20 protein-coding genes are annotated in these 25,326 nt (G+C 45.4%); 14 read left to right on the top strand and 6 right to left on the bottom strand.

The features are described from left to right. The first annotated feature begins 56 nt into the window (after positions 1-56). From hutC to ACF8CV_RS14430, 6 genes are all read left to right on the top strand, one after another. A complete protein-coding gene (hutC, locus tag ACF8CV_RS14405) occupies positions 57-764 on the top strand; it encodes a histidine utilization repressor (protein WP_063517396.1) in 708 nt (235 codons plus the stop codon). 131 nt (positions 765-895) lie between these two features. Further along, positions 896-2,146 (top strand): imidazolonepropionase, encoded by a 1,251-nt coding sequence (hutI, locus tag ACF8CV_RS14410; RefSeq protein WP_102600477.1) that lies wholly within the window; start codon positions 896-898, stop codon positions 2,144-2,146. A 1-nt stretch (position 2,147) separates the two neighbouring features. Then, entirely contained in the window at positions 2,148-3,170 is a 1,023-nt protein-coding gene (hutG, locus tag ACF8CV_RS14415) for a formimidoylglutamase (protein WP_053306232.1), read from the top strand. An 84-nt stretch (positions 3,171-3,254) separates the two neighbouring features. Further along, a complete protein-coding gene (hutU, locus tag ACF8CV_RS14420; RefSeq protein WP_138937466.1) occupies positions 3,255-4,952 on the top strand; it encodes a urocanate hydratase in 1,698 nt (565 codons plus the stop codon). An 11-nt stretch (positions 4,953-4,963) separates the two neighbouring features. After that, positions 4,964-6,499, top strand: coding sequence for a histidine ammonia-lyase (hutH, locus tag ACF8CV_RS14425; RefSeq protein WP_138937465.1), 1,536 nt, complete (start codon positions 4,964-4,966; stop codon positions 6,497-6,499). A gap of 270 nt (positions 6,500-6,769) precedes the next feature. Further along, positions 6,770-7,495 (top strand): DUF3581 domain-containing protein, encoded by a 726-nt coding sequence (locus tag ACF8CV_RS14430; RefSeq protein ID WP_005462640.1) that lies wholly within the window; start codon positions 6,770-6,772, stop codon positions 7,493-7,495. Between the two features lie 105 nt (positions 7,496-7,600). On the opposite strand, the gene ACF8CV_RS14435 is transcribed toward ACF8CV_RS14430, so the two are convergent. Further along, complete coding sequence (locus tag ACF8CV_RS14435; protein ID WP_020840461.1) at positions 7,601-8,062, bottom strand: isoprenylcysteine carboxylmethyltransferase family protein; 462 nt, start codon at positions 8,060-8,062, stop codon at positions 7,601-7,603. Positions 8,063-8,132: 70 nt separating this feature from the next. Further along, positions 8,133-11,171, bottom strand: a complete 3,039-nt coding sequence (locus tag ACF8CV_RS14440) for an FAD-binding and (Fe-S)-binding domain-containing protein (RefSeq protein WP_025576198.1) — start codon at positions 11,169-11,171, stop codon at positions 8,133-8,135. A 263-nt stretch (positions 11,172-11,434) separates the two neighbouring features. Between ACF8CV_RS14440 and ACF8CV_RS14445 the strand changes: the two genes are divergently transcribed. The 7 genes from ACF8CV_RS14445 (at position 11,435) to ACF8CV_RS14475 (ending at position 17,369) form a co-directional block, all read left to right on the top strand. Next, the gene (locus ACF8CV_RS14445; protein ID WP_005462648.1) at positions 11,435-12,115 is read left to right on the top strand and encodes a DUF3334 family protein; all 681 of its coding nucleotides are present in this window, start codon (positions 11,435-11,437) and stop codon (positions 12,113-12,115) included. Positions 12,116-12,327: 212 nt separating this feature from the next. Next, positions 12,328-13,023: a DUF2786 domain-containing protein gene (locus ACF8CV_RS14450; protein WP_005462644.1), complete on the top strand. Its 696-nt coding sequence runs from the start codon at positions 12,328-12,330 to the stop codon at positions 13,021-13,023. Positions 13,024-13,210: 187 nt separating this feature from the next. Further along, a complete protein-coding gene (locus ACF8CV_RS14455; RefSeq protein WP_005495535.1) occupies positions 13,211-13,870 on the top strand; it encodes an OmpA family protein in 660 nt (219 codons plus the stop codon). Positions 13,871-13,946: 76 nt separating this feature from the next. Next, entirely contained in the window at positions 13,947-14,924 is a 978-nt protein-coding gene (locus ACF8CV_RS14460) for a J domain-containing protein (protein WP_138937464.1), read from the top strand. A gap of 177 nt (positions 14,925-15,101) precedes the next feature. Beyond that, a complete protein-coding gene (locus ACF8CV_RS14465) occupies positions 15,102-15,287 on the top strand; it encodes a hypothetical protein (protein ID WP_025526771.1) in 186 nt (61 codons plus the stop codon). Between the two features lie 383 nt (positions 15,288-15,670). Beyond that, positions 15,671-16,063, top strand: coding sequence for a SulA-like leucine-rich domain-containing protein (locus ACF8CV_RS14470; protein WP_138937463.1), 393 nt, complete (start codon positions 15,671-15,673; stop codon positions 16,061-16,063). Positions 16,064-16,265: 202 nt separating this feature from the next. Next, positions 16,266-17,369, top strand: coding sequence for a phosphoribosylaminoimidazolesuccinocarboxamide synthase (locus ACF8CV_RS14475; RefSeq protein WP_138937462.1), 1,104 nt, complete (start codon positions 16,266-16,268; stop codon positions 17,367-17,369). An 80-nt stretch (positions 17,370-17,449) separates the two neighbouring features. Here the strand turns inward: ACF8CV_RS14475 and ACF8CV_RS14480 are convergent, their stop codons facing one another. From ACF8CV_RS14480 to ACF8CV_RS14495, 4 genes are all read right to left on the bottom strand, one after another. Beyond that, positions 17,450-19,123, bottom strand: coding sequence for an alkaline phosphatase (locus ACF8CV_RS14480; RefSeq protein ID WP_138937461.1), 1,674 nt, complete (start codon positions 19,121-19,123; stop codon positions 17,450-17,452). Positions 19,124-19,503: 380 nt separating this feature from the next. Further along, on the bottom strand, positions 19,504-19,881 hold the full coding sequence (locus tag ACF8CV_RS14485) for a hypothetical protein (RefSeq protein ID WP_005462601.1): 378 nt from the start codon (positions 19,879-19,881) through the stop codon (positions 19,504-19,506). Between the two features lie 236 nt (positions 19,882-20,117). Beyond that, positions 20,118-20,876: a phospholipase A gene (locus ACF8CV_RS14490; RefSeq protein ID WP_097371773.1), complete on the bottom strand. Its 759-nt coding sequence runs from the start codon at positions 20,874-20,876 to the stop codon at positions 20,118-20,120. Positions 20,877-21,063: 187 nt separating this feature from the next. Continuing rightward, entirely contained in the window at positions 21,064-23,418 is a 2,355-nt protein-coding gene (locus tag ACF8CV_RS14495) for a helicase-related protein (protein ID WP_208871015.1), read from the bottom strand. A gap of 214 nt (positions 23,419-23,632) precedes the next feature. Between ACF8CV_RS14495 and ACF8CV_RS14500 the strand changes: the two genes are divergently transcribed. Beyond that, complete coding sequence (locus tag ACF8CV_RS14500) at positions 23,633-25,321, top strand: NAD-dependent malic enzyme (RefSeq protein ID WP_005462599.1); 1,689 nt, start codon at positions 23,633-23,635, stop codon at positions 25,319-25,321. Positions 25,322-25,326: the final 5 nt, after the last annotated feature.

Here is a 25,326-nt window from a genome sequence, read left to right on the forward strand (position 1 = left end):
TGCAATTTGTACTTAAATTGAGCAGTATTTGTATAGTCAATTTAAAAGGTATCATTATGTCTGCGCCACTCTACATGCAAATCAAACAATTTATCCTCGATAAAATTGATTCCGGAGATTGGATGGTCGGACAGCGCATTGCGACTGAAATCGAGCTGACTGAACAGTTTGGTGTAAGCCGAATGACAGTAAACAAAGCGATACGAGATCTGGTGAATGAAGGGAAACTACAACGTCGCCCAAGGTTGGGAACGTTCGTTTGTGACCCTAGTGAGAAATCAGAATCCCCATTACTAGATATTCGCAATATAGCGGAAGAAGTCAGTGACCGAGGATGCCAATACAGCAGTAAAGTAGTTCAGCAAGTCGCGATAAAAGCGGATGATAGCATCGCAATAAAACTTGGTGTAATGCTTGGTACAACGGTGTTTTACAGTGAGATCATTCACTATGAAGACAGCACACCTATTCAGTTAGAACTGCGTTGGGTAAACAGCCAATACGCCCCGAGTTATCTTAACCAAGACTTCACCCAAATTACTCCTAATCAATACCTATCTAATAACTGTCCGTTGAGCGCGATTGAACACACGGTTGAAGCCATTGTTCCCGATAGTCGCATCAAACTGGATTTGAAAATGCAGGCCAATGAACCTTGTCTTCTTCTTAATCGTAGAACATGGAGCCAAGACAAATTGGTCAGTACAGCTCTACTCTACCACCCAGGTAACAAGTACAAGCTGAGCTCTAAAGTTCTGCTCTAGGTGCATATAAATAGCCTTTTTCACTACGTTTTGATCACATTTTAGCAACATCACGCTTGTCACCGCATTCTTTTTGACCTATTTATTTGTATATACATTTAAAGATACAAATCAAAGTAGGAACTGAGAGAATGGATTTGCTGATTGAGAATGCCCGATTAGTTAGCATGGAACGAGGTGAAGCAGGTTACTTACCAACGCCACCAGCCCGTGTTGGTATTCAAACTGGTAAAATCGCTGCTATCAGTGCTCATCCAGTTGGAAGTGACACCCCTCAAATAGAAGCGCTTCTGTCTCCTCAGCACTATTCGCAAACTATCGACCTACAAGGTCAACTTCTGACGCCGGGACTCATTGATTGCCACACCCACTTAATTTACGCGGGGAATCGCGCGAATGAATTTGAGATGCGCTTAAACGGCGTGCCTTATCAGGAAATAGCGAAGCAAGGTGGCGGTATCCTTTCCAGTGTAAACGCCACTCGAGCTGCTACTGAAGAGCAATTAATTGAGCTCGCGTTGCCTCGTTTAGATGGCTTGTTAGCAAGTGGGGTTACGTCGGTTGAAGTAAAATCAGGCTACGGCTTGACGCTCAAAGACGAACTAAAAATGCTGCGTGCTGCAAAAGCCTTAGAACAAGAGCGTAAAGTCAAAATCACAACTACCCTTCTTGCCGCTCATGCTTTACCGCCTGAATTTGAAGGTCGCGCAGACGATTACATCGAACATATTTGTCAGGAAATCATCCCAATCGTCGCAGAGGAAAACTTGGCTACCAGTGTGGATGTGTTTTGTGAGTCTATCGGTTTTAATTTGGATCAAACCGAAAAAGTATTTGCGACAGCGAAACAATATGGCTTACACGTAAAAGGCCACACAGAGCAGCTATCAAACCTTGGTGGCACTGAATTGACCGCACGATACAAAGGCCTTTCGGCTGACCATATCGAATATCTCGATGAAGACGGTGTGGTAGCCCTTTCGAAGTCCGATACCGTCGCCACACTACTCCCCGGTGCTTTTTACTTTTTGAGAGAAACTCAGTTACCACCGATTGAGCTACTAAGGAAGTACCACGTGCCAATGGCTATCGCCACCGATGTAAACCCAGGTACGTCACCCTTTTCCGACCTGACTCTGATGATGAATATGGCGTGCACCCTATTTCGTCTCACGCCACAAGAAGCATTGCGCGGCGTAACGCAACATGCTGCACAAGCACTTGGCTACACCAACTCACGAGGAGTGATAAAAACAGGTTTCGATGCGGACTTTGCTATCTGGGATATCGAACACCCAGCAGATTTAAGTTACCAAGTCGGAGCAAAACGTCTCGTAGGTCGTATAGTAAATGGTGAATATGTTTCACATGGAGGCTTTTAATATGTCTCAGTCAGATTTACACCAGCAAAAATTTCACTGGCAAGGCCGTCATGATGCTGAAGATGGCAAATTGGGTCAACGCATTCACCACGTCGTTAAACATCAAAAAACAAGCGAGCTAGAGAGAGCCTCTCAAGGCGTATCCATTCTGGGTTTTGCTACCGACGCAGGCGTTGCGAGAAACAAAGGCCGAATTGGAGCGAAAAAAGCACCAGATTTGATTCGTAGAGCGTTAGCGAATCTCGCTTGGCATAAAGATGCCCCGCTTTATGATCTTGGGACTGTCGTTTGCGATGATGACTTGTTAGAAGAAAGCCAATCACGCTGTGCAAACCTCATTTCAGAAGCGCTACCTCACACGCCAACTATCGTTTTGGGGGGCGGACACGAAATTGCGTGGGCATCGTTTTCTGGTCTAGCGGAATATTTCAAAACGCATCATCCAGAAAAAAAGCCAAAAATTGGCATCATTAACTTCGATGCGCACTTCGATTTGCGTGCGTTCGAAAGTTCATTAGCGGATGTAAAACCAAGCTCAGGTACACCATTCAACCAAATTCATCATTTTTGTCAGCGTAATAATTGGGCTTTCCATTACGCCTGTTTGGGGGTGAGTCGCAGCAGCAACACGCAAGCTTTGTTCCAAAAAGCAGACGAACTGAACGTATGGTATGTAGAAGATAGTCAACTCAATTACTTGAATCACAGCTACCACCTAACCCAACTGCAACACTTTATCGACGATTGTGACTATCTCTATCTCACCATTGATTTGGATGTATTCCCAGCAGCAACCGCGCCAGGCGTAAGTGCTCCTGCGGCTAGAGGTGTAAGTTACGACACAATCGCACCTTTTTTAGAACGAATTCTTCACTACAAAAACAAGCTTATGTTAGCCGACATCGCAGAGTACAACCCGAATTACGATGTCGATAGTCAAACCGCTCGCTTAGCTGCCCGTTTGTGTTGGGACATCGCCAACGCCATGGCGGATAAAGAACATAAACGTCAGCCTATTAAATAACCATCACTTTGAAACCTAAGTGAATTTGGAATAACAAGACCAAGCAAGCACTTGGTCATCACGAGAAACTAAAGGAGTCTGAAAATGACACAGCGCCAGGGACAAGATCCACGACTTGATACAAGCAGAACAATTCGTGCACCTCACGGAAATAAACTGCGCGCAAAATCTTGGCTTACAGAAGCCCCACTTCGTATGCTGATGAACAACCTAGATCCTGATGTGGCAGAACATCCACATTCATTAGTGGTATACGGCGGCATTGGTCGCGCAGCACGAAACTGGGAATGTTACGACAAGATTGTAGAAGTACTGGAACGACTCGAAGATGACCAAACGCTTTTAGTGCAATCAGGTAAGCCTGTAGGCGTTTTTCCAACCCACAAAAACGCACCGCGCGTGCTCATTGCCAACTCAAACTTGGTTCCGCATTGGGCAAATTGGGAACACTTCAACGAGCTTGATAAGCAAGGTTTGATGATGTACGGCCAAATGACCGCGGGTAGCTGGATTTATATCGGTTCACAAGGCATCGTACAAGGCACTTACGAAACCTTCGTGTCAGTTGCGAAAAAGCACTTTAACGGCGATGCAAAAGGTCGCTGGGTTCTAACTGGTGGTCTTGGTGGCATGGGTGGCGCTCAACCACTTGCGGGCACCATGGCAGGTTTTTCAATGATTGCCGTTGAGTGTGACGAATCACGTATCGATTACCGTCTGCGTACTGGTTATGTTGACCAAAAAGCGACGTCTCTAGACGAAGCACTCGCAATCATCACAGAATCGGACACGCCAGTATCTGTAGCTCTTCTAGGTAACGCGGCTGATGTTTTCTCAGAGCTTGTTGAGCGCAATATCACACCAGATGTAGTTACAGACCAAACCTCTGCGCATGACCCACTAAATGGTTACCTACCACAAGGTTGGAGCATGTCTCACGCAGCAGAAATGCGTCTGCAAGATGAAGCCGCTGTTGTAAAAGCAGCGAAGAAATCCATGGCAGTACAAGTGCAAGCGATGCTTGATCTGCAAAGCCGTGGCGCGGCGACACTCGATTACGGTAACAACATTCGTCAGATGGCATTGGAAGAAGGCGTAGAAAATGCGTTTGATTTCCCAGGTTTCGTTCCTGCTTATATTCGTCCTTTATTCTGTGAAGGCATTGGGCCTTTCCGTTGGGCAGCTCTATCAGGTGATCCAGAAGACATTTACAAAACCGACCAAAAAGTAAAAGAGTTGATTCCTGACAACCCACATCTGCATAACTGGTTAGATATGGCGCGTGAGCGTATTCAGTTCCAAGGTCTTCCGGCTCGTATTTGTTGGGTAGGTTTGAAAGATCGTGAGCGCCTTGGTCAAGCGTTCAACGAAATGGTGAAAAATGGTGAGCTGAAAGCTCCTATCGTTATTGGTCGCGACCACTTAGATTCAGGCTCTGTAGCAAGCCCGAACCGAGAAACAGAAGGCATGATGGACGGCTCTGACGCAGTATCAGACTGGCCACTATTAAACGCATTATTGAACACTGCTGGCGGCGCAACATGGGTATCACTTCATCACGGTGGTGGCGTAGGTATGGGCTTCTCACAACACTCGGGTATGGTCATTTGTTGTGACGGTAGTGACGATGCTTCTCAACGCATTGCTCGCGTACTGCATAACGACCCTGCAACGGGTGTAATGCGTCATGCTGATGCGGGATATGATATCGCCAAACAATGTGCAGCCGAGCAAGGACTGGATTTACCAATGCTCAACGAAGAATTGAAGAAGCTCAAGTAAGGATGAAAGAGATGTTAAATTTAACGCTAAAGCCAGGTCATATTAGCTTAAACGAACTGCGTCAAGTGAGCCGTTCCCCGGTCAACCTTACTTTGGACCCAGAGGCCATTCCGGGCATTGAAGAAAGTACTCAAGTCGTCGACCGCGTCATCGCAGAAGATCGCACCGTCTATGGTATCAACACCGGTTTCGGTCTTTTGGCAAACACACGAATTGCACCAGAAGACTTAGAAACGCTGCAAAGAAGCATTGTTTTATCTCACGCTGCGGGTATCGGCAAATTCATGTCTGATGAAACCGTCCGCCTCATGATGGTTTTAAAAATCAACAGCTTGGCTCGTGGATTTTCTGGCATTCGTTTAAAAGTCATCAACATGTTGATTGATTTGGTCAATGCACAAGTTTATCCATGCGTTCCTCAAAAAGGCTCAGTGGGTGCTTCAGGCGATTTGGCTCCCCTAGCCCACATGAGTACGGTGCTGCTTGGTGAAGGTCAAGCACGTCACAATGGCCAAATCGTATCCGGCTACGAAGCACTAAAAATTGCTGGTCTTGAGCCTATCACACTAGCGCCAAAAGAGGGCTTAGCGTTACTCAATGGTACACAGGCTTCAACAGCATTCGCGCTAGAAGGTCTGTTTATTGCCGAAGATCTTTTCGCGTCAGCAACCGTGTGTGGAGCCATGTCTGTAGAGGCTGCGCTAGGTAGTCGACGTCCGTTCGACCCTCGAATCCACCGCGTACGTGGTCATCGTAGCCAAATGGACGCGGCAATGGCATATCGTCACCTACTGGATACATCGAGTGAAATTGGTGAATCGCACACCAACTGTGAAAAAGTGCAAGACCCATACTCACTGCGTTGTCAGCCGCAAGTAATGGGCGCGTGTTTGCAGCAAATTCGTAACTCCGCTGAAGTATTGCAAGTAGAAGCGAACTCCGTTTCTGATAACCCATTAGTATTTGCAGAAGATAACGACATCATCTCCGGCGGTAACTTCCATGCAGAACCTGTTGCGATGGCAGCCGATAACTTAGCTCTCGCCATTGCAGAAATTGGCAGTTTGTCTGAACGTCGTATGGCACTTCTCATCGACAGCGCGCTATCAAAACTACCGCCATTCTTAGTCGATAATGGTGGCGTGAACTCTGGCTTCATGATTGCTCAAGTAACCTCTGCGGCATTAGCAAGTGAAAATAAGACCCTTGCTCACCCAGCCTCAGTAGACAGCTTACCAACATCAGCAAACCAAGAAGACCACGTGTCAATGGCGACATTCGCGGCTCGAAGACTGAGAGAAATGGGTGAAAACACTCGCGGCATTCTGGCTGTCGAATATCTATCGGCGGCGCAAGGTTTGGATTTCAGGGCGCCAAATAAATCGTCTGAGCGAATCGAAATTGCAAAACAGATGCTGCGTGAAAAAGTGTCGTTCTACGATAAAGACCGTTACTTTGCACCCGATATCGAGCAAGCAAACACATTGTTGAAACTCGCTCTACATAACGCACTGATGCCAAAGAACCTTCTGCCAAGCGTACATTAATCTGTAGAAGCAAACTTCAGTCTAGGCTCCACCTCTTCGTGGAGCCTTTTTTGTGTCTATACTCTTAACAATTCGTGAGTGATATCAGAGTCGCGCGACGCACTTATTCGCATCATAAATGGATAAGCCATTCAAGCATGTGTTTTTAAACGTTTATCTGCTGATTTGGGTGCGCATTGTCAAAATGCAGTGAACTTTCTACTGGATGGACCATTGCTACTCAGATATTCGCATATAATCCCTTACAGTTTTGGTTACTACTTAATAATTATGTTTCTAACACCTTATTTTTCAAACAATAATCATCAATTTCAATTCACTCGTGAACAAGCAAGTCACTTTGCTAAGCGCGTGGCTGGTGATTACAACCCTATTCATGATGAAGATAACAAACGCTTTTGTGTGCCTGGCGACCTGCTATTTGCCGTTCTACTAAGTAAAGAAGGCATCAGCCAAAAAATGCGCTTTCGTTTCTCTGGCATGGTAAATGATGGCATTGAGCTGCATATTGAAAATAAGTGTGAAAAAGAAAGCGCAGTCGTAGATGAGGCAGGCAAAGAATACTTGCACATGTCTCGTGAAGGCGAAACCAATCACAACCCGGCTTTTATTGAGCACGTGGTAACGAATTACGTGCAGTTTTCTGGCATGAACTTCCCGCACATCATGGTTCCTCTTATGGAAGAGAAACAAATGATGATCAACTGTCAGCGTCCACTGGTTATTTATGAAAGCATGGAAGTGGAATTTTCACGCTTAGACCTTACACATCCTGAAGTGGATTTCACTGGTGCGACGTTTGATGTAGATGGTAAGCGCGGCGTGGTGACTTTGAACTTCGCATTCAAAGAAGATGGTGAAGTGGTCGGTAAAGGCATTAAACGTATGGTAGCGAGTGGTTTGAAGCCATACGATCAAGAAGCCGTTGACGACCTTGTACACCGCTTTAATGAGCGTAAGGATGCATTCCTAGCAAAGTTCGTTAAGGCAGCGTAACAGACTGCCGAATTAGCGATAACAATCGGATACCAAAAAGAAAGCCCAACGATTGATGTTGGGCTTTCTTTTTACTTAAAAAATGATTCGATGGCAGCTCGGTATTCAAATCCAGCGACGAACTTGGTTTTTATAATCCAAGTATTCCTCACCAAACAACCTTTCCAATACATGTTCTTCTGGTTTGATTTGAAATCGATTCATATAACTAACAAACAGCACACCGCAAAGCACCACACTTAAATGTTGCCACCATAAACCCACCGCAATGATGAGCAGTAACAACGCCATGTACATTGGGTTACGTGAGAAGGCAAACACACCAGTTCTTACAACGGAAGATGCTGCATCAGGTTTTACTGGGTTCACGGTAGTCTTTACTTTGCGAAATTCATATACACCGGCAATCCCCATGTAGCCAGACAACAAAGTTAGTGCGCCGACTACAAACTCAACAAAGGGCACTCGAATGTTCATGCTCGGCGTCAAGACTTTTAGCCCGTACATCAAGAGTATGACCAGCAAAAACACCGCAACAGGTGGGACTTTGAGTTCAAGTTTTCTCAAGGTTCAGATCCTTTGAAATGGAATGTTCATCATTGGGCAAAAAAGCCCAGTTGGACTGGGCTTGATGTCATTATACCAAAGTTAACAGTGCTTGAACGGGATGCTTAGGCTTTGTTCCTTCAAAGCGTTTTACTTGGCTTCGGCAAGAATAACCAGTAATCAAACATCTTTCGTTATCTAACTTATCTAGGTTTGGTTTCCAACTTAAATTGTATATGTCTTTCGACATCGACAGCTTATCCACCTCGTGGCCAAATGTCCCCGCCATGCCACAACAACCAACCGGTACTGTGTTCAATACCGCGCCAAAGTGAGCAAAAATAGCGCCCCATTCTTTCTCTGCGTTCGGCATTTTAGTTTTTTCAGTGCAGTGCGCAAACAAGTACCACGGTTCCTGATTTTCCCGTTGCTTTGCTACTTCAAACGCTTCCAACCTTGGGTACAGCCATTCGTGTGCCGTTAGCACATCGAAATCGCCTCGCTTGCTACCGAGTACTTCCGCGTACTCATCTCGATAGCACAGCACCAATGCCGGATCAACGCCGACCAACGGAATGTCTAAGTCCGCCACCATAGCCAAGAACTTCGCCGTATCAGCCGCGGTCTCTTTAAACTGGCGTAGGAAACCTTTGATGTGTTGCGCTTTACCATTTGGCTTAAATGGCAAAAGCACTGGATGCATACCTAGCTTTTTAACCAACTTGACGAAGTCTTCAACAACGTCCGCATCGTAATAACTGGTAAATGGGTCTTGAACGATTAATACGTGCTTGCTCTTTTCAGTCGAAGACAAACCACTCAACGCTTGCAGATCATACGGCGTTGTCAGCGACTCTACGCGCTGTTTCAACGTAGGAACAGACAACAACGGCGCATCCACATACCCTACTGTTGAAGCCGTTAAACTCTTCACCCACGACTGTTTCAATACGCCGTTCACGACTGCTGGTGCCTTTGCCATCATTGGCAGCATGGTTTCAATGTTGGCAACCAAATAATCTTTTGCCGGACGCTGATAGCGCGAGTGATAAATGTTTAAAAAGCGGGAACGGAAACTTGGAACATCCACTTTGATCGGACATTGGCTCGCACACGCTTTACACGCTAAGCAGCCGTTCATTGCTTCATAAACTTCATGAGAGAAATCGTATTCGTGACGACGATTAATGGAATGACGCACACGATCAATCATGGTTTTGATCGATGTTTTGTTTTCTAACGTTTGCTTTTCTAGGTCAAGAATATCAATACCTTGCTCAGTAAGCTGACGCAACCATTCACGAACCAATCCAGCGCGCCCTTTTGGCGAATGACGACGATCAGCCGTCACTTTCATCGATGGACACATCGGCGAACTGGTATCGTAGTTAAAGCACAAACCGTTCCCGTTACATTCCATCGCTTGCTTAAAGCTGTCACGTACTTGTACGTCAATTTGGCGATCATAGTAACCACGTTTGGTGTCGGTTACTTTTACCAACTCTGCATCGCTATCAAGTGGCGTACAGATTTTGCCTGGGTTCATTTTATTATGTGGGTCGAATGCAGCTTTTACGCGTCGAAGCTCAGTAAACAACTCTTTGCCAAAGAACTCCGGACCATATTCCGAGCGGAAACCTTTACCGTGCTCACCCCACATCAGGCCGCCGTATTTCGCTACCAGCTTGACGACTTCATCAGAGACTTCATGCATCAATGCTTCTTGGTGCGGGTCACACAAATCCAACGCAGGACGCACGTGCAGCACCCCTGCATCAACGTGACCAAACATACCGTAATTCAGAGATTTGCTATCTAATAGTTCGCGGAACTCTACAATGAAATCGGCCAAGTTTTCTGGTGGTACACACGTATCTTCAGCGAATGCGACCGGTTTAGCGCGGCCTTTTGCAGCGCCTAACAAACCCACCGCTTTTTTACGCATGTTGTAGATACGTCCAATACTCGCTACATCATTACAAACTTGGTAGCCGATAATGCCCGCTTCTTCTGTTTCCAACATGATATCGAGTTTGGCGGTTAACGCCGCGACCTGCGCAGCAACTTCTTCTTCGTCTTGCCCTGCGTATTCCACCATATTGATGCCAAGCATTTCTTTGTTTGGCACGTCGGTGATCAGATCGCTCACGGTGTGCCAGACAATGTCTTGCTTCGCGAGATTAAGTACTTTTGAGTCAACAGTTTCGACAGAAAGTGCTTTCGCTTCGACCATAAATGGCGCGTTGCGCAGTGCAGAGTCAAAGCTGTTGTATTTCACGTTAACTAAGGTACGCGCTTTCGGAATTGGCGTCAGGTTTAGCTTCGCTTCCGTAATAAAGGCCAATGAGCCTTCTGCTCCACACAGCACTCGTGTGATATCGAAGCGGTCATCTTCTTCATTTAACGCGTTCTTTAAGTCGTAGCCCGTTAGGAAGCGGTTGAGAGGAGGAAATTTATCCACGATCTGCTGGCGTTTATCTCGACAAACTGATTCCGTCACTTGTAACGCCGTAGCGGCAAACTCGCCTTCTTTTGGATAACCATGAGACAAATCAGACTCTAAAATCGAGCCATCAGCAAACACCGCTTGCAACGACAGTACATGATCAGACGTTTTCCCGTATTTAAGAGAGCCTTGACCAGAGGCGTCGGTATTCACCATCCCGCCAATCGTTGCGCGGTTGCTGGTCGACAAATCTGGAGAGAAAAAGTAGCCGTAAGGACGAACCGCATCATTCAACTGATCTTTCACAACACCAGTTTGAACGCGAACCCACCCTTCATCTTCATTCACTTCCAATACTTTGTTCATGTGGCGAGACAAATCCACCACAATGCCTTTGGTCAGCGACTGGCCATTTGTACCGGTACCGCCACCACGAGGGGAGAACGTGATTCTTTCGTACTTTTCTTGATTGCTCAGTTTTCCGATGAGAGAAACATCTTGAGTCGTTCGAGGATGGACGACTGCTTGAGGAAGTTGCTGGTAAACGCTGTTGTCAGTAGCGACAGCTAAACGACTTGAATATTGGCTTTCGATGTCGCCAGTGAATCCGGCTTGTTCAAGCTCTTTCAGAAAACGAAGAACAAGAGGATCGACATCAGTTTGCGAGTGTAATCTTGGTAACATTTGCTTCCTGCCCCTACGACGCTGATCCCATCAGCTGCGGGTTATCTAATTATTTGCTCATTTCTCATACAGCGCAGCTGTCAGCACAACAAGACGCCGCAAAAAAGTGAGAGGAGTAATATTCTTTGAATTTCGTCACTTTACAACATTTAAAAAGGCGATCAAATCAGAATCTCAATACAATAATTAAACTTATGCTTTATTTTTTGAGGCTTGATGCCTTACATTGGGATAGAAATCGCGTTTCTAGATGAGCTTTCAGAATGAAAAAAAATAAAGTTGTTACCACGGAAGATATCCTTCTAAAACTTTGCCAGTCTGTTTCTGGCGTTCTTACTTCGGCCACCTCTTCTCAAGTTAATTACTCCGCAATGGTTCAAAAGATCAACAAGACCAGCCTCAAACCAGATTTTGGCTGTTTTGTCCTATTTGATGGCGGATTTACCGGACTTGTAGTGATTAACTTTACTGCAAAAGCCGCTTTAGAGATTTACACCAACTACATGCGTAACATGGGCATGCCAGAAGAAGAACTGGCTATCTCCCATACTTCTGATGAAGTTGCAGACGTATTGGGTGAACTCATGAATCAATTGGTCGGTGACTTTACCAATAAAATCCGTAAAGAACTGCAAACCAACATCACGCAAAACCAACCGAAGATGCTGGCGCTGAACAAGCAGGTAATTTTGCAAGTTGATACCAATTTGGATCGCCCTCAAGCACGTCGTGTGACGTTCTCGACCGCGAACAACAACATTTTCTATTTAGAGCTAGCGATGGACAAAACAGAGTTCATCCAGCTTGAAGAATTCGAAATTGCAGAAGATGAAAACCCAGATGACATCTTAGAAGCCGCGCGTAAAAACATGGCAGAAAAAGAGTCGGAATCTTCGAACTCTAAAGATGACGCTGACGACTTACTGAGCCAACTGGGTTTGTAACCGTCAGCCACGCCATCCCAAGAGAAGTCATCTCGATAAGGTAATATCGTTTCGCCTAATTAAGACGACCTAAAAACGCCTAGCCTCGCTCCTCGCGGGGCTTATTTTTTCTCGGAAGAACCCACTTCCACCTCGCCTTGTATTTCGTTTTTATGTCAAAAAAGGTAATATGTCTGACTTCGTAAATTTTCTGCTTTCGTTACTGGTTGTCGATGGATAAACAAAAAGCTCTGAAAAAAATCGCCAAGTGTTTGGAACTGGGTAACTCCGCCAACGTGAATGAGGCGGCTAACGCCATCAAGATGGCGCATCGCCTTATGCTCAAATATGGTTTGGACAAAGACGATATTGAGTTTATCAAAATGGGAAAAACTCAATCTTCTCATTTGTTGCCGTCCAACATCAGTTCTACCCTATTGCGCGTGATTCGTGGCATTAACACTAAGTTTGGTGTTGAAGCCGTCTTGTTGAATCACAAAGGGCTTAAACGCGTTGAGTTTATTGGTGAAGCCGATCGCGCTATCTTTGCTGCCTTTGCTTTCGACATCATCTATCGAGAATTGAATGAAAGCACCGGCCAGTTCCGTAATAGCTTTGCAGGTTCTGGTACGTCTTCAATGGAAGTGACTCGTCGCGTTAACTCTTTTGTTTCTGGCTGGGTAGAAGGCGCACTTGAAAAGCTACCTGTGATCTCACCAGATGAAGAGTCTGCAAACAAAATCAATGATTACATTGATAAAGAGTTTCAGAACATCGACCGCGAAACGTTCAAAAAGCAATTAAGAGAAGCCATGAAGAATCTGACGGAAGACTACGAAGTCGGATTAAAGAAAGGCAGAAAAGTCTCTGTAAACCGTGGTGTCGGTGGAGAACAAGCCAGAAAAATGTTGGGCAACACCTCTAAATAAGCGCAACATACTCAACTAGATACGTAAAAGTGGGTTGATATTGAGCGTTATAAGAAAATTCTTACACAGCTTTCTATCAATCTTACTTTCGCATAACAAATATCAATATCTACTGATTCATAATTCGCATCCCATTATGAGGCACTCTTTCGCCTCAGTTTTATACGGAGATTTTCCCTTGAAAAAGATGTCTATTGCACTGGCACTAGTGCTAGCTCTTACAGGCTGTCAAGCTACTCAACGCCAAAATGCAACAACGGGTGAATACGAAACGAACTCTACCACGCAAGGCGCGCTAATTGGTGCTATTGCTGGTGCAGCGATCGGTTTGGCAACTGGTGATAACGCAAAAGAACGTCGTAAACATGCTCTTATTGGTGCGGCGGCAGGCGGTGCTACTGGAGCAGGCGTCGGTTATTACTTTGACCAACAAGAAGCAGAACTGCGTCGTGCGTTGCTAAACTCTGGCGTACAAGTACAGCGTGTAGGTGAAAACCAACTTCTACTTCGCATGGAAAATGGCATTGGCTTCTCTTCAAGCTCATACCAACTGGATGCAAGCATCCACAATACTCTACGTGGTGTTGCTCGTATTCTGGTTGAATACCCAGATACAAGCCTAGTCATTGATGGCTACACAGACAGCACTGGTAGCGAATCATACAACCAAACGCTTTCTGAGCGTCGCGCGGAATCTGTTCGTCAGTTCCTAGTGTCTCAAAAAGTGGCTCCAGGCCGTGCAATTGCACGTGGCTACGGTGAGCGCAATCCAATTTGCTCAAACCAAACTTCTGAAGGTCGAGCTTGCAACCGCCGTGTTGAAATCCAGATCTTGCCACTGAAGTAATTTGGTAGCACCATAACGGTAATAACAAAAATTACCGGAGCAGGCCTAGCAACTTACGCTAGGCCTGACACATTCAATGTCATTCAAAACCATCGCCCTATCCTTTACGTTAAGCAGCTGTCTTTCTGTATCTGCATTTGCTTCTCAAGCACCAACATCCCCAGCAGAACAATTTGAACTGGCGCAGCAACTGGCTCTTCCTCCAAAATCAGATTCGCCATCGGATGTTCGCTATTGGCTAGAGCAATCCGCAAGCCAAGGCTATTTACCTGCACAGAAACAGCTGGCCGAAGACTATTCCCGAGGATTGACCGGTGCGGTTAATTACTCACAGGCAACGTATTGGTTTACCTCTGTAGCGTTGAATGACCCTCGCGACCGCGGGTTCTTGTTAGCGGACTTTGTTCAGCATCACCAAAAAGACATCACCACCAGCGATCTCGTTGAGGCGTGGTACCAATTAGCCTCGGACACAAACCCTCAAGCGGAAGAAGCTTACAATCATTATCTCGAAGAGCGCTTCAATCAACTGCGTGCAAAGCAAGTCTCCGAAATTGTGGAATTAGATAAAGAAGCGACAAAAGAAGAGCTGCCTGTCGCTCCACAATCAACCGTAACGTCTGATAATGGCACGATTATGTGGTTGGCTATTGGTGGATTGGTGATCGCTCTAGCAGGCTTCGGTGGATGGGTAACTCTAAGGAAACAACAACGAGCCTTGGCCGCACTGTCTTCCCAAGAGGCAAACCAAACTCAGCAACTTGATGCGAAAGTAAAAGAGTTAGAGTTCACGAATAAACAATTGAAGCGTCAGCTGGAGAAAGTATTCAAAGAGTTTAAAAAGACTCGTAGCCAATCCGACAATCATAAAGTTGCGGTTGCCTGCGCGATGTTTGGTTACACACCACAAACCATTCCTGATAACCAAGCAGTGAAACTCCGCTATCGACAACTTTCAAAACTCTATCATCCAGATACTCGTGGAAGTGAAGAAGAAATGAAACGTTTGAACCAGGCGTTTAAAATCATCTCACAAAATGTTACAAAATCGTAAAGCACAACTAGAGGGCGCTTGATGGCTAGCTTTAAGTCTAAGTAAAACAAGGTTCGCAATCGATTTCGCTCTCAAACAAATTAACAGACATTTAACGTCAATCTCTTTTTCATGCCATAATGCCCGGCGAAAAATAACACCTAACGACTCATATTTATCTAGGTGGGGAGAAAATCAATGTTCACTGAAGAAGGCACCTGCGATTGGTGTAAAAAACCTAGTTTTGTTACTCGTCACGATTATGTAGATGGCAAATATCATCACTCTTGCCAAACCTGCTACGACATGGCGAAGATCGATGTTCGTCTGTTTAACCAAGGCGAAATGCAAATGCGTGAGCGCATGGCACAACGAGCGAGCTAATCCGGTTAGAATCAATGGAACTGATTTTCAAAAGCGCCTTTTAGGGCGCTTTTTTGATCGCTTATGATTCACATCTCTTCCCCATAATCACGACGTAAACACGCTCATCGTGTGACTCATACCTGTATCGACCATCAAAAACCACTGTATATACAGTAGTAAACACCTGTATATACCACTCGGATAATGTTGCTAACTTCACACTTTTCAATCCATACCCAACATATCAAGAACAAAGACAATTCATTACAAATCAATACTTTAAGCAAATCGCTCAACTATCAGTGAGCGTTATCTCACGTACTCATCAGTAAAAATGGGTTGATCAGATACCCAAAACAAACTACTGTATACACATACAGCATGTATAAAGGAACAGTAAGATGCAGTTACAAAGTCAATCTCGTACATACTCACGTTACAACGTACTGGCACAAACCACTCAACCAATGGATGTGTCTGATCAGCTTCTTTCTAAGTTGGCAGTATTGTCACAGCAAAAACAATGGATTCTGTTTACCGCTGAGTGTCCTCGTCCTGATTTTGAGCAACTCACTGCTTCCAATATTTGCTGCAAAAACGTTATTCAGATGAAGCCGTCTCAACAGCTTTCTGAAGTCGAAATCGTTATCAAAGCCATTCAGTCTGGCAATGCCAGCGCGGTTGTCGCATCAAACAAAATTGCTCTTATGAGCCAATCCATGTTGCGTGACATCGCTCAGCGTTATCAGTGTGAAGTCTTTTTCGTCGATGGCAGAGTAAACCAGTATCACTAACAAGATCGACGTTATCCATCCTGCATCTCGCCTCCTTTTAAGGGGGCATTTTTTGTATTAAAGAAAAGAGGCAAACGTTTGCTTTTTCTCTGGCGAGTTAAAATAGTTCTGGTATGATGCCCTCATTCGATTTATTCAGCTGATATTTTCCGCTGAATATCTTCTCCTTAAGACGTTTGATTAAGATGATAGGAATGTCGCAATGAGCCTTGCTAATCAAGTACTTGCCGTCAATGACGACCTGCCAATTCGCACCCACAAACCCGTACACAGCGGAAAAGTTCGTTCAGTTTACTGGTTAACTGAAGAAGACAGTGCCCGACTGATCAAAGAGAAAGGATACGATGTCGCACCAGATGCGCCCCTGGCCATCATGGTGATCAGCGATCGTATTTCTGCTTTCGATTGTATTTGGCATGGTGAAGGTGGGCTTAAAGGTGTACCGGGTAAAGGTGCCGCATTGAATGCCATTTCAAATCATTGGTTTAAGCTTTTTAAAGACAACGGCTTAGCTGACAGCCACATCTTAGATATTCCTCACCCATTTGTTTGGATCGTTCAAAAAGCAAAACCGGTAAAAATTGAGGCAATCTGCCGTAAATACATCACTGGTTCCATGTGGCGTGCATACGCAAATGGTGAGCGCGAGTTTTGTGGTATCCAACTTCCTGAAGGGTTAGAAAAAGATAAGGCTCTACCGGATTTGCTAATGACGCCGTCAACCAAAGGCATCCTAAAAGGCATTCCTGGTGTACCAGAAGCAGACGATGTGAACATCACTCGCCAAAATATCGTGGACAACTATGAAGCGTTTAACTTCTCAAGTGCAGAAGATATCGCTCAGTACGAAAAATTGTTGAAAGAAGGCTTTAACGTTATCAGCCAAGCGTTAGAAGAAATCGACCAAATCTTTGTCGATACCAAATTCGAATTTGGTTATGTTCATGACGCCGCAGGTAATGAAAAGCTGATCTACATGGATGAAGTTGGCACGCCAGATTCTTCTCGTATTTGGGATGCAAAGGAGTACCGAGCAGGTAACATCGTTGAAAACTCGAAAGAAGGTTTCCGTCAGTTCCTACTTAACCACTTCCCTGACCCAGATATCTTATTAAACAAAGAACGTATGCCAGAGCGCGAAGCTCTTGCACGCGATAACGATCTTCCTGTTGAATCTTTGATGGATATTTCAAGAACCTACACTGGTATCGCCGAGAAAATTACAGGTAACCCAATTACGCTAAGCGAAAATCCAAAAGCTGAAATCATCGAAATTCTCAGCAAAGAGTACGGTTTGATCGACTAGCTATCTGAAAGCTGATTGAAAATTGCCAACAAAAAAGTCCGCCTTGATGAGCGGACTTTTACTTTTTTCGCCAGTTTAGATTAGATAATGTCTAACGTTGTGCCATTTGTCGTAGACGCCGACTTCGTCGTCACCTGATACTTTTTATCTTTGATGGTCGACACCAAGTACCACGTTGATTGAGCGGCCTCAGCAGTAAAGGTCACTCGCATAAAGCCACGTTGTTTGATGTCAGCCCATTGCAGCTCGGAGACTAAATGCGGCAAGGTGTATTCCATTTGAGCAATCGCCACCGGATCCAACGCCAAATACTCTTCTAACCCCGGAGAGCTCACCGAGCTCGTCGCAAACTCGACCCCTATCGGATTGTTTGACACATCTTTTAACTCACTTGCCCACGCGTTGTGAGTATCGCCCGCTAAACACACAAAATTGCCACTACTTGCTTTGGCCAGTTGGTAGACTTTTTCACGCTCGACATAGTAACCATCCCAAGCATCGAGGTTGTAAGGCAGAGAAATGGGATCTGCACTTGGATCGGCAAGATAACCCGTGATCGCTGTATTGACCGCCAACAACGCTTCTGTTTTCTTCTCTTCTGTTGACGTAAACAGTTGGAACATCGCCGTCATCACTGAACTTGGTAGCTCCATTCGCGACATCAAAACTTGTTGGCCTAAAACGTTCCATTTTGCATCGTGCGTGTTGAATTCATTCATCAACCAAGCAAGTTGTTCAGTGCCTAGCAGTTCTCTGTCTGCACTGCGTGATTGAGCAACTAACCCACCGATAGCTTCCATTGTTGGAGCACTGAGTGAGAAGTAATCCAACGGCTTATCACGACCGACAAGGCGCGTATCGAGCATCATGAGATTCACTAAGCTGCCAAATGAGAACTGACGATAAATCAACATGTTTGAGAATGTATTCTCACGAACTGGCAACCACTCAGTCCATGCAGCCGCAGCGGCGGCTCGACGGTCGATAAAGCTACCTTCATCATCCTGATGGTTCTCGGCGCCATTTTTCCATGTGTCATTAGCTAACTCGTGATCATCCCAAACTGCAATCATGGGCAGTTTGGCATGTAATGCTTGCAGATCGGCATCTTGACGATATTGGGCGTATCTTTTTCGGTAATCGTCCAGCGTGATACATTCTGCACCTTTGCTCGGTTCGCGCCCTAATGCAGCGGCATCTTCACTGGCATAGCCTCCAGCCCCATATTCATAAATGTAGTCACCAAGATGTAACACAACGTCAAATGGCGATTGTTCATGTTGATTTAAGATCTCGCGATAAACGTGGAAATAACCCGCTGGATAGTTGGCGCAAGACACCACAGCCATCGATGCTTTTTCTACACCATCCTCAGGCAGAGTTTGAGTTTGCCCTACCTCACTCATCATCTCGCCGACTATAAATCGGTAGTAGTACTGAGAGTTGGCGTTGAGGTTTTGTACGTCCACTTTTACCGTGAAATCACGTCCTGTATCGGTAGTGAATACGCCACTTTGCACAACATTGGAAAACTCCATGTCGGATGCGACTTGCCAGCTCACATCCACGTAACTCGCGGCTGTAGTCACCCGCGTCCAAATAATCACTTGTGTTTGAGTCGGATCGCCACTGGCAACACCATGTTCAAAACTAACGGCAACGGATTCATTATCGTCGCTGCCACAACCGATTAAACCGGTAGCAACGGCGGTTGAAGAGACAACTTTCATAAAGTCTCGACGAGACAAAGACATACTGACTTCCTTTCTTATTGTGTTTTTATTTTTGCCCAAATAACGCAACGAATAAAAATCTCCCTATCCGCAGACAAAAGAGTATTGATTCGAGCTCACAGCGCCGATGATTTGGGTCGGTAATTTGTCCTAAAAACACTAAGTTAGAAGTTAGTTATGACAATTGCATTTCCAAAAGTTACATTTTTGTTAAATTAAGTGTAAATACTCTATATTCATCACACTTCCAACAAAAGTGGCATGGGACTAAGCCAATCAATAATATGAGCTAGACAGAGTAGGTGGAATGCATAGCACTTGAGATACGAAAAAAGCGACCCAGAGAGGTCGCTTTTGTGGTGATTCTATTTAAGCGTATAAGTGAGATTAGAAGGCCACGCTTAAAACTTGATATTCAGAACATCTTGCTCCGACGCATCGACCTTCAACTTACTGCGAGATTCAATATATTCAATCTGCTTTGAGTCGAGTGAATATGGCATGACAACACGTAATTCATTTATCCCTTCATGCTTTGCGAGCTGAGTTAAACGAACTAAGTTCGATTCGTCACTTTGGCGTGAAGACATCGATTTTAATGCCGCATCCCAGAGTCGATCTTCCGGTCGGCTCAACTCTGCAATGTTCTGCTTCCACATCAAACCAAAAATGGGCGCAATGGTCGCGAACGCCTCTAAGAAGGTCCATTTCTTACTTCCTGTAGCTCCTAAAAAGCTGGTGTAGTCGAACTCGATGCATGTCTTTCCTTGTTGATCCATTCTCTGCCCCCGACACTCGAAAATGAGATATACCAAATATCGTTCAACTATTTTGATATAGCAATGGGATATAAAAGAATAGTCTTTTATGCCCTTAATTACATTCAAAAGGAAATATTAAAACCAGCTTTGTAACAAGTGATGCACAGCTTCGCCATATATAAGCATTCAATTGATTAATATTTCAAACAGCAAACTAAAAACAGGGCTTAAGTGACGATGTCAATACCAAAAGCTTATAGATTCACCAGCTTAATACCAAGCCCAACACGGGTTTGAGAATGATCATAGTCGATCAGCGTTTCACCATAGCCATGGTAACCTTGAAGATATACACCAAGAATGTCATTGAAATAGAATGTGTAACCTAGTTCAACCCCTCCTTTATCATCAGCAAAGTTGTAAAAACCGCGTGTATTGACCACGCCCGCACGGGTATAAACTTTCGCCCACAACTCGTAAGGTGCGTAGTAATTTTCCATGTCGTCATTTTCTGTGGTAATCACCCACCATGCATGTACGCCATACTCGACTGGGCCAGAAAAACGCTCGGCAGCGACATATAGACGGTCCCAACTGCGTGACAGTTTGCTGGATTGACCGTTCGATTCATGTTTGTAACCGGCCTCAACATGATTGAACAACAACATGTTCGATTGATGCGCTAAGAACACTTGCGGCTTGTAGTTTGTTTCTCTAAATGGCGATGAGATATCAGAGTTTGCCAGTTGCCATAGGGACTTTTGAGTATAAGCCCCCATCAAAGCAGTGCCTGAGCTGAAGCGATAAAATGGAATTGATGCAGAGATCTGAAACTTCACTTCAAAATCTTGCAATGAATCCATCTCTGAGCCCATTTCGCTGTAGGCGCTTTGGTTGATGTCTGTGGTGTATGTACCCAGAACGTAGTTGTCTTCGTAGGTTGAGATATGGGTAATGTCTTTTCCGTAAGCAAGTACGGGGCACAACAAGAGAGGAATTACTTTATACTTCATCGTTATCCTTTTGCCGCAAAATCATAAAGCGGCAATATCATTCCTTATCATCGATAACTTCGACAATAAACAGCAAGGGAAAAGCGGTTAAAGCAATTTTCATTCCGGATTTTATAATTAGCTGAAGATTTTACAATAAGCCGTAGATACACAGCTCAATTTCTACCAACTCGTTGATAAAATTCGTTTATTTGACATCCACTACACGGCTGGCTTTTTTGTACTGAACTTTCCACCCAGCCCATCTTGGAAGTTCCCAGCGTTTAGGGTCACCTTTGCGATTTCCTTCTGTGTAGATGACATGAACCAACTTGCGAGACACAAAATATTCCACATCAAGCTTAAGCTCAGCTAACACAAGTTTCAGAGGGTACAGCTCTGCGAAGTCGTTGTATTCCCACTCGGGAATGCCTTCAAATGGAAGGTCATCTGCCTCGAACAACTCGATGTCATCAACACTTTCAACGCCGAGCGTTGCCAGTTGTTCAGTCAGCCAAGTAGAAAAACAAAGTTCATCAATGACTTTCTTATCCACCAGTTCAGTATTCAGACCTAGAGAGTTGTAGATTTTCCAGTGCTGAATTTGTTGTTTTCGTAATGGAGCAAAGCCTGGCAACAACATTTCTTGTTCGATCATCTCGGCAATAGATTGAATCGCCACTTCACCTTGTAACGCTTGATGCTCGGTGAATATTGTCCGACCAGCGTACACTAAGTGCATAGTTGCTAGCGGAGTATCATCTTCGTATTGAGTATCACCTTGGTGCCATTCTCCCAGTTCGAGCGTTTTAATGAGGTCGAGCGAAATCGGCATCATGACAGATGCAAGGTTGAGCGTTTGTTTAACTCCCCTACCCGGTACGCTGTGGCTATCTAGCACCAAAGCCGCTTCACTTTTATCCGGAAAACGACTGTTTCGACCAACGACCATTTCCATCGAACCATTGCCAAGTGCATCTCGGCGACGCTCTCTGCGCACAAACACCAATTCAGGATGCAAAGCCGCTATCGCTTGAGTCAGTTGATCTCGTCGATAGCGCGAAGCCACTTCCAATTGAGGCAATTCAAATACGTCCCGCATCTGCTTTGCTAAGCCTTGCGCTTCTTCCAGCACACTGGTATCAACAATCACAGCAGGAAGCTGTTCTCCACGCACCAACCGAATCATTAGCGACGCGTCACACCCCAAAGGTTCTTCTCGCTCTAGTGCCTCTGCTGCCTCTCCCCTTTGCAGTTGATACAGCTGTGCAGGCACGGAGAGCGCTGCCGCTAAATCGATCATGGCTTCTTTTTCGGCTTTGGTCGGAATACGAGTCACCAGATCGGCGAATAACGCGTCAATTGGCAGCGGATAAACTTTTTTGCCGTGCTCTGTTACGTCACCGTTGTCGTCTAATGCACCCATCTCTTGCAAATACAGAAGTGCCGCGTTCAATGACTTTTCTGGAACTGCATCAAGGAAATGCAACTCAGATAAACGATAGCCACAACACGCCGCCGCAAGCATGGGCTCCACCAGCTCTTCACGATGCAACTCCGGTGGCGTGACCAACTCTAATGGAGCATGTTCGCCAAATAAACGGATACAGGAGCCTTCTGCTACGCGCCCTGCACGCCCCATTCGCTGTGCTGCACTGGCTTTTGAAATGTTGGCTAATGTGAGAGCAGTACGTCCGTTGCGCTGAACCGTTCTTCGCTCCAAACCGCTATCAATCACAACGCGGATGTTAGGAATGGTAAGCGACGTTTCCGCGACATTGGTTGCCAGCACCACTTTGCGCTGCGCTTGAACAGTTAAAGCTCGATGTCGCTCTTCATCACTGACCGAAGCATGAAGCTTCACCACCAGCACATCATCCAAGTGCTGTAACATCTGCGCGCACTGAGTGATCTCTTTTCGACCCGGTAAAAACACCAAGATATCGCCTTCCTCATCTTCAAGGGCTTCTTTTACTGTTTTAACCACGTCATTTTCACACCCTTTTTTATTGGGCAGATGACGGCTGTCTAGTACTCGATGAGTCACCGAGACAGGAAAACAGCGCCCTTCTGAGCGAAGACGATGAGCATTAAGATAATGTGCGAGTTTTTCGCCCTCTAATGTGGCAGATGTCACTATCAATCGATGCTGATTTTCTTGCTTCAAAATTGCGGTTAGTAGATCAATGTCCCAGCGACGCTCGTGAAATTCGTCCACTATCACGATGTCGAAGCTTGCAAGTTTGTCTTCCGCAAACCAACGCAGCGCTACACCCGGCGTCACAAACACGACTTCCGTGTTCTCATCGAAATACGCATGCAGCTTGATCGCGTAACCAATTTTGTTACCTATCGGCTCACCAGATTGCTCCGCAAGAAACTCAGCTAATGAGGTACAAGCAATTCGACGTGGCTCGATGACCAAAACACGTCCGTGCTTTGCCGCCCAAAGAGGAAGGCGTGTTGACTTACCCGAACCCGTTTCGGCTTCCACAACGAGGTGGTGGTGCTTCACGTGTTGGTCAAATTCAGCTTGTAAGCTATCGATAGGCAGTTGAAACATAAAGAATGGATTTTGTTGTGATAATGCTGAGCATTATACCCAAGTGAAAAAATCCTGCTTTAGGTATCTCTTACAACAAATATTGACGATATTTTCGTCGGTAAACGAGTTTTTTTGCGACATTACATTGATGTGCGTCAACGCATGTTTACAACTAAATGGTGAACCCGTTAAAATTTCGTGCGCATCCTTCAACCCTACATTAAGGCACCCAATGAACAACGATAAACGCCCACTATATATTCCATATGCGGGTCCGGCTCTTATGGCAACCCCTCTATTGAACAAAGGCAGTGCTTTTTCTGCTGAAGAACGTAGTTCATTCAACTTAGAAGGTCTGCTTCCAGAGACAACAGAAACAATTCAAGAACAGGTAGAACGTGCCTACCAACAATACAAGAGTTTCGAAAGCGACATGGATAAGCACATTTACCTGCGCAATATCCAAGATACCAACGAAACCCTATTCTACCGTTTAGTACAAAACCATATTTCTGAGATGATGCCGATCATCTACACGCCAACCGTTGGTGCTGCGTGTGAAAACTTCTCGAACATTTACCGTCGTGGTCGTGGTCTATTTATCTCTTACCCGAACCGTGATCGTATCGATGACCTGCTAAACAACGCAGCCAACCACAACGTAAAAGTGATTGTTGTGACTGATGGCGAACGAATCCTAGGTTTGGGTGACCAAGGTATCGGCGGTATGGGTATTCCTATCGGTAAGCTTTCTCTGTACACCGCATGTGGTGGTATCAGCCCTGCTTACACATTGCCTATCGTTCTGGATGTGGGTACAAACAACCCTCAACGTCTTGCTGATCCGATGTACATGGGCTGGCGTCATCCTCGTATTACGGGCCCTGACTACGATGCATTTGTAGAAGAATTCATCCAAGCAGTACAACGCCGTTGGCCGGATGCACTTATCCAGTTTGAAGACTTCGCGCAGAAAAATGCGATGCCTCTACTAGAGCGCTACAAAGACCGTATTTGTTGTTTCAACGATGACATCCAAGGTACGGCAGCAGTAACCGTAGGCTCTCTACTGGCAGCATGTAAAGCGGCGGGTACTCAACTTTCTAAACAGCGCATCACTTTCTTAGGTGCGGGTTCTGCGGGTTGTGGTATCGCAGAAGCGATCATTGCGCAAATGGTATCGGAAGGGATTTCTGACGAGAAAGCACGCTCTCAAGTTTACATGGTCGATCGCTGGGGTCTGTTACAAGAAGGTATGCCTAACCTGCTTGATTTCCAACAGCGTTTGGTCCAAAAACACAGCAACACAAAAGAGTGGGAAAATGAAGGAAATGGCTTCTCACTACTGGATGTAATGCGTAACGCGAAACCAACGGTACTGATTGGTGTATCAGGTGCTCCTGGCCTATTTAGCCAAGAAGTCATCGAAGAGATGCACAAACACTGCAAGCGTCCGATTGTCTTCCCGCTGTCAAACCCAACCAGCCGTGTTGAAGCAACACCAAACGACATCATCCGTTGGACAAACGGTGAAGCGCTAGTGGCAACGGGTAGTCCGTTTGATCCTGTGGTTCACGAAGGTCGCACTTACCCTATCGCACAATGTAACAACAGCTACATCTTCCCAGGTATCGGTCTTGGCGTTTTAGCGGTTAACGCAAAACGCGTGACTGATGAAATGCTAATGGAATCAAGCCGAGCGCTGGCTACATGCTCTCCACTTGCGATTAATGGTCGTGGTGCACTTCTACCGCCTTTGGAAGAAATCCACCTAGTATCGAAGAAGATTGCTTTTGCCGTTGCGAAGAAAGCAATCGAGCAAGGTGTGGCACTGGAAATCACAGACGAAGCGCTAAACGATGCTATTGACCAAGCGTTCTGGCAGCCAGTTTACCGCCGCTACAAACGCACAGCATTCTAAGCTTG

This window comes from Vibrio sp. zbq_1, assembly GCF_043102935.1.
Lineage (GTDB): Bacteria > Pseudomonadota > Gammaproteobacteria > Enterobacterales > Vibrionaceae > Vibrio > Vibrio parahaemolyticus.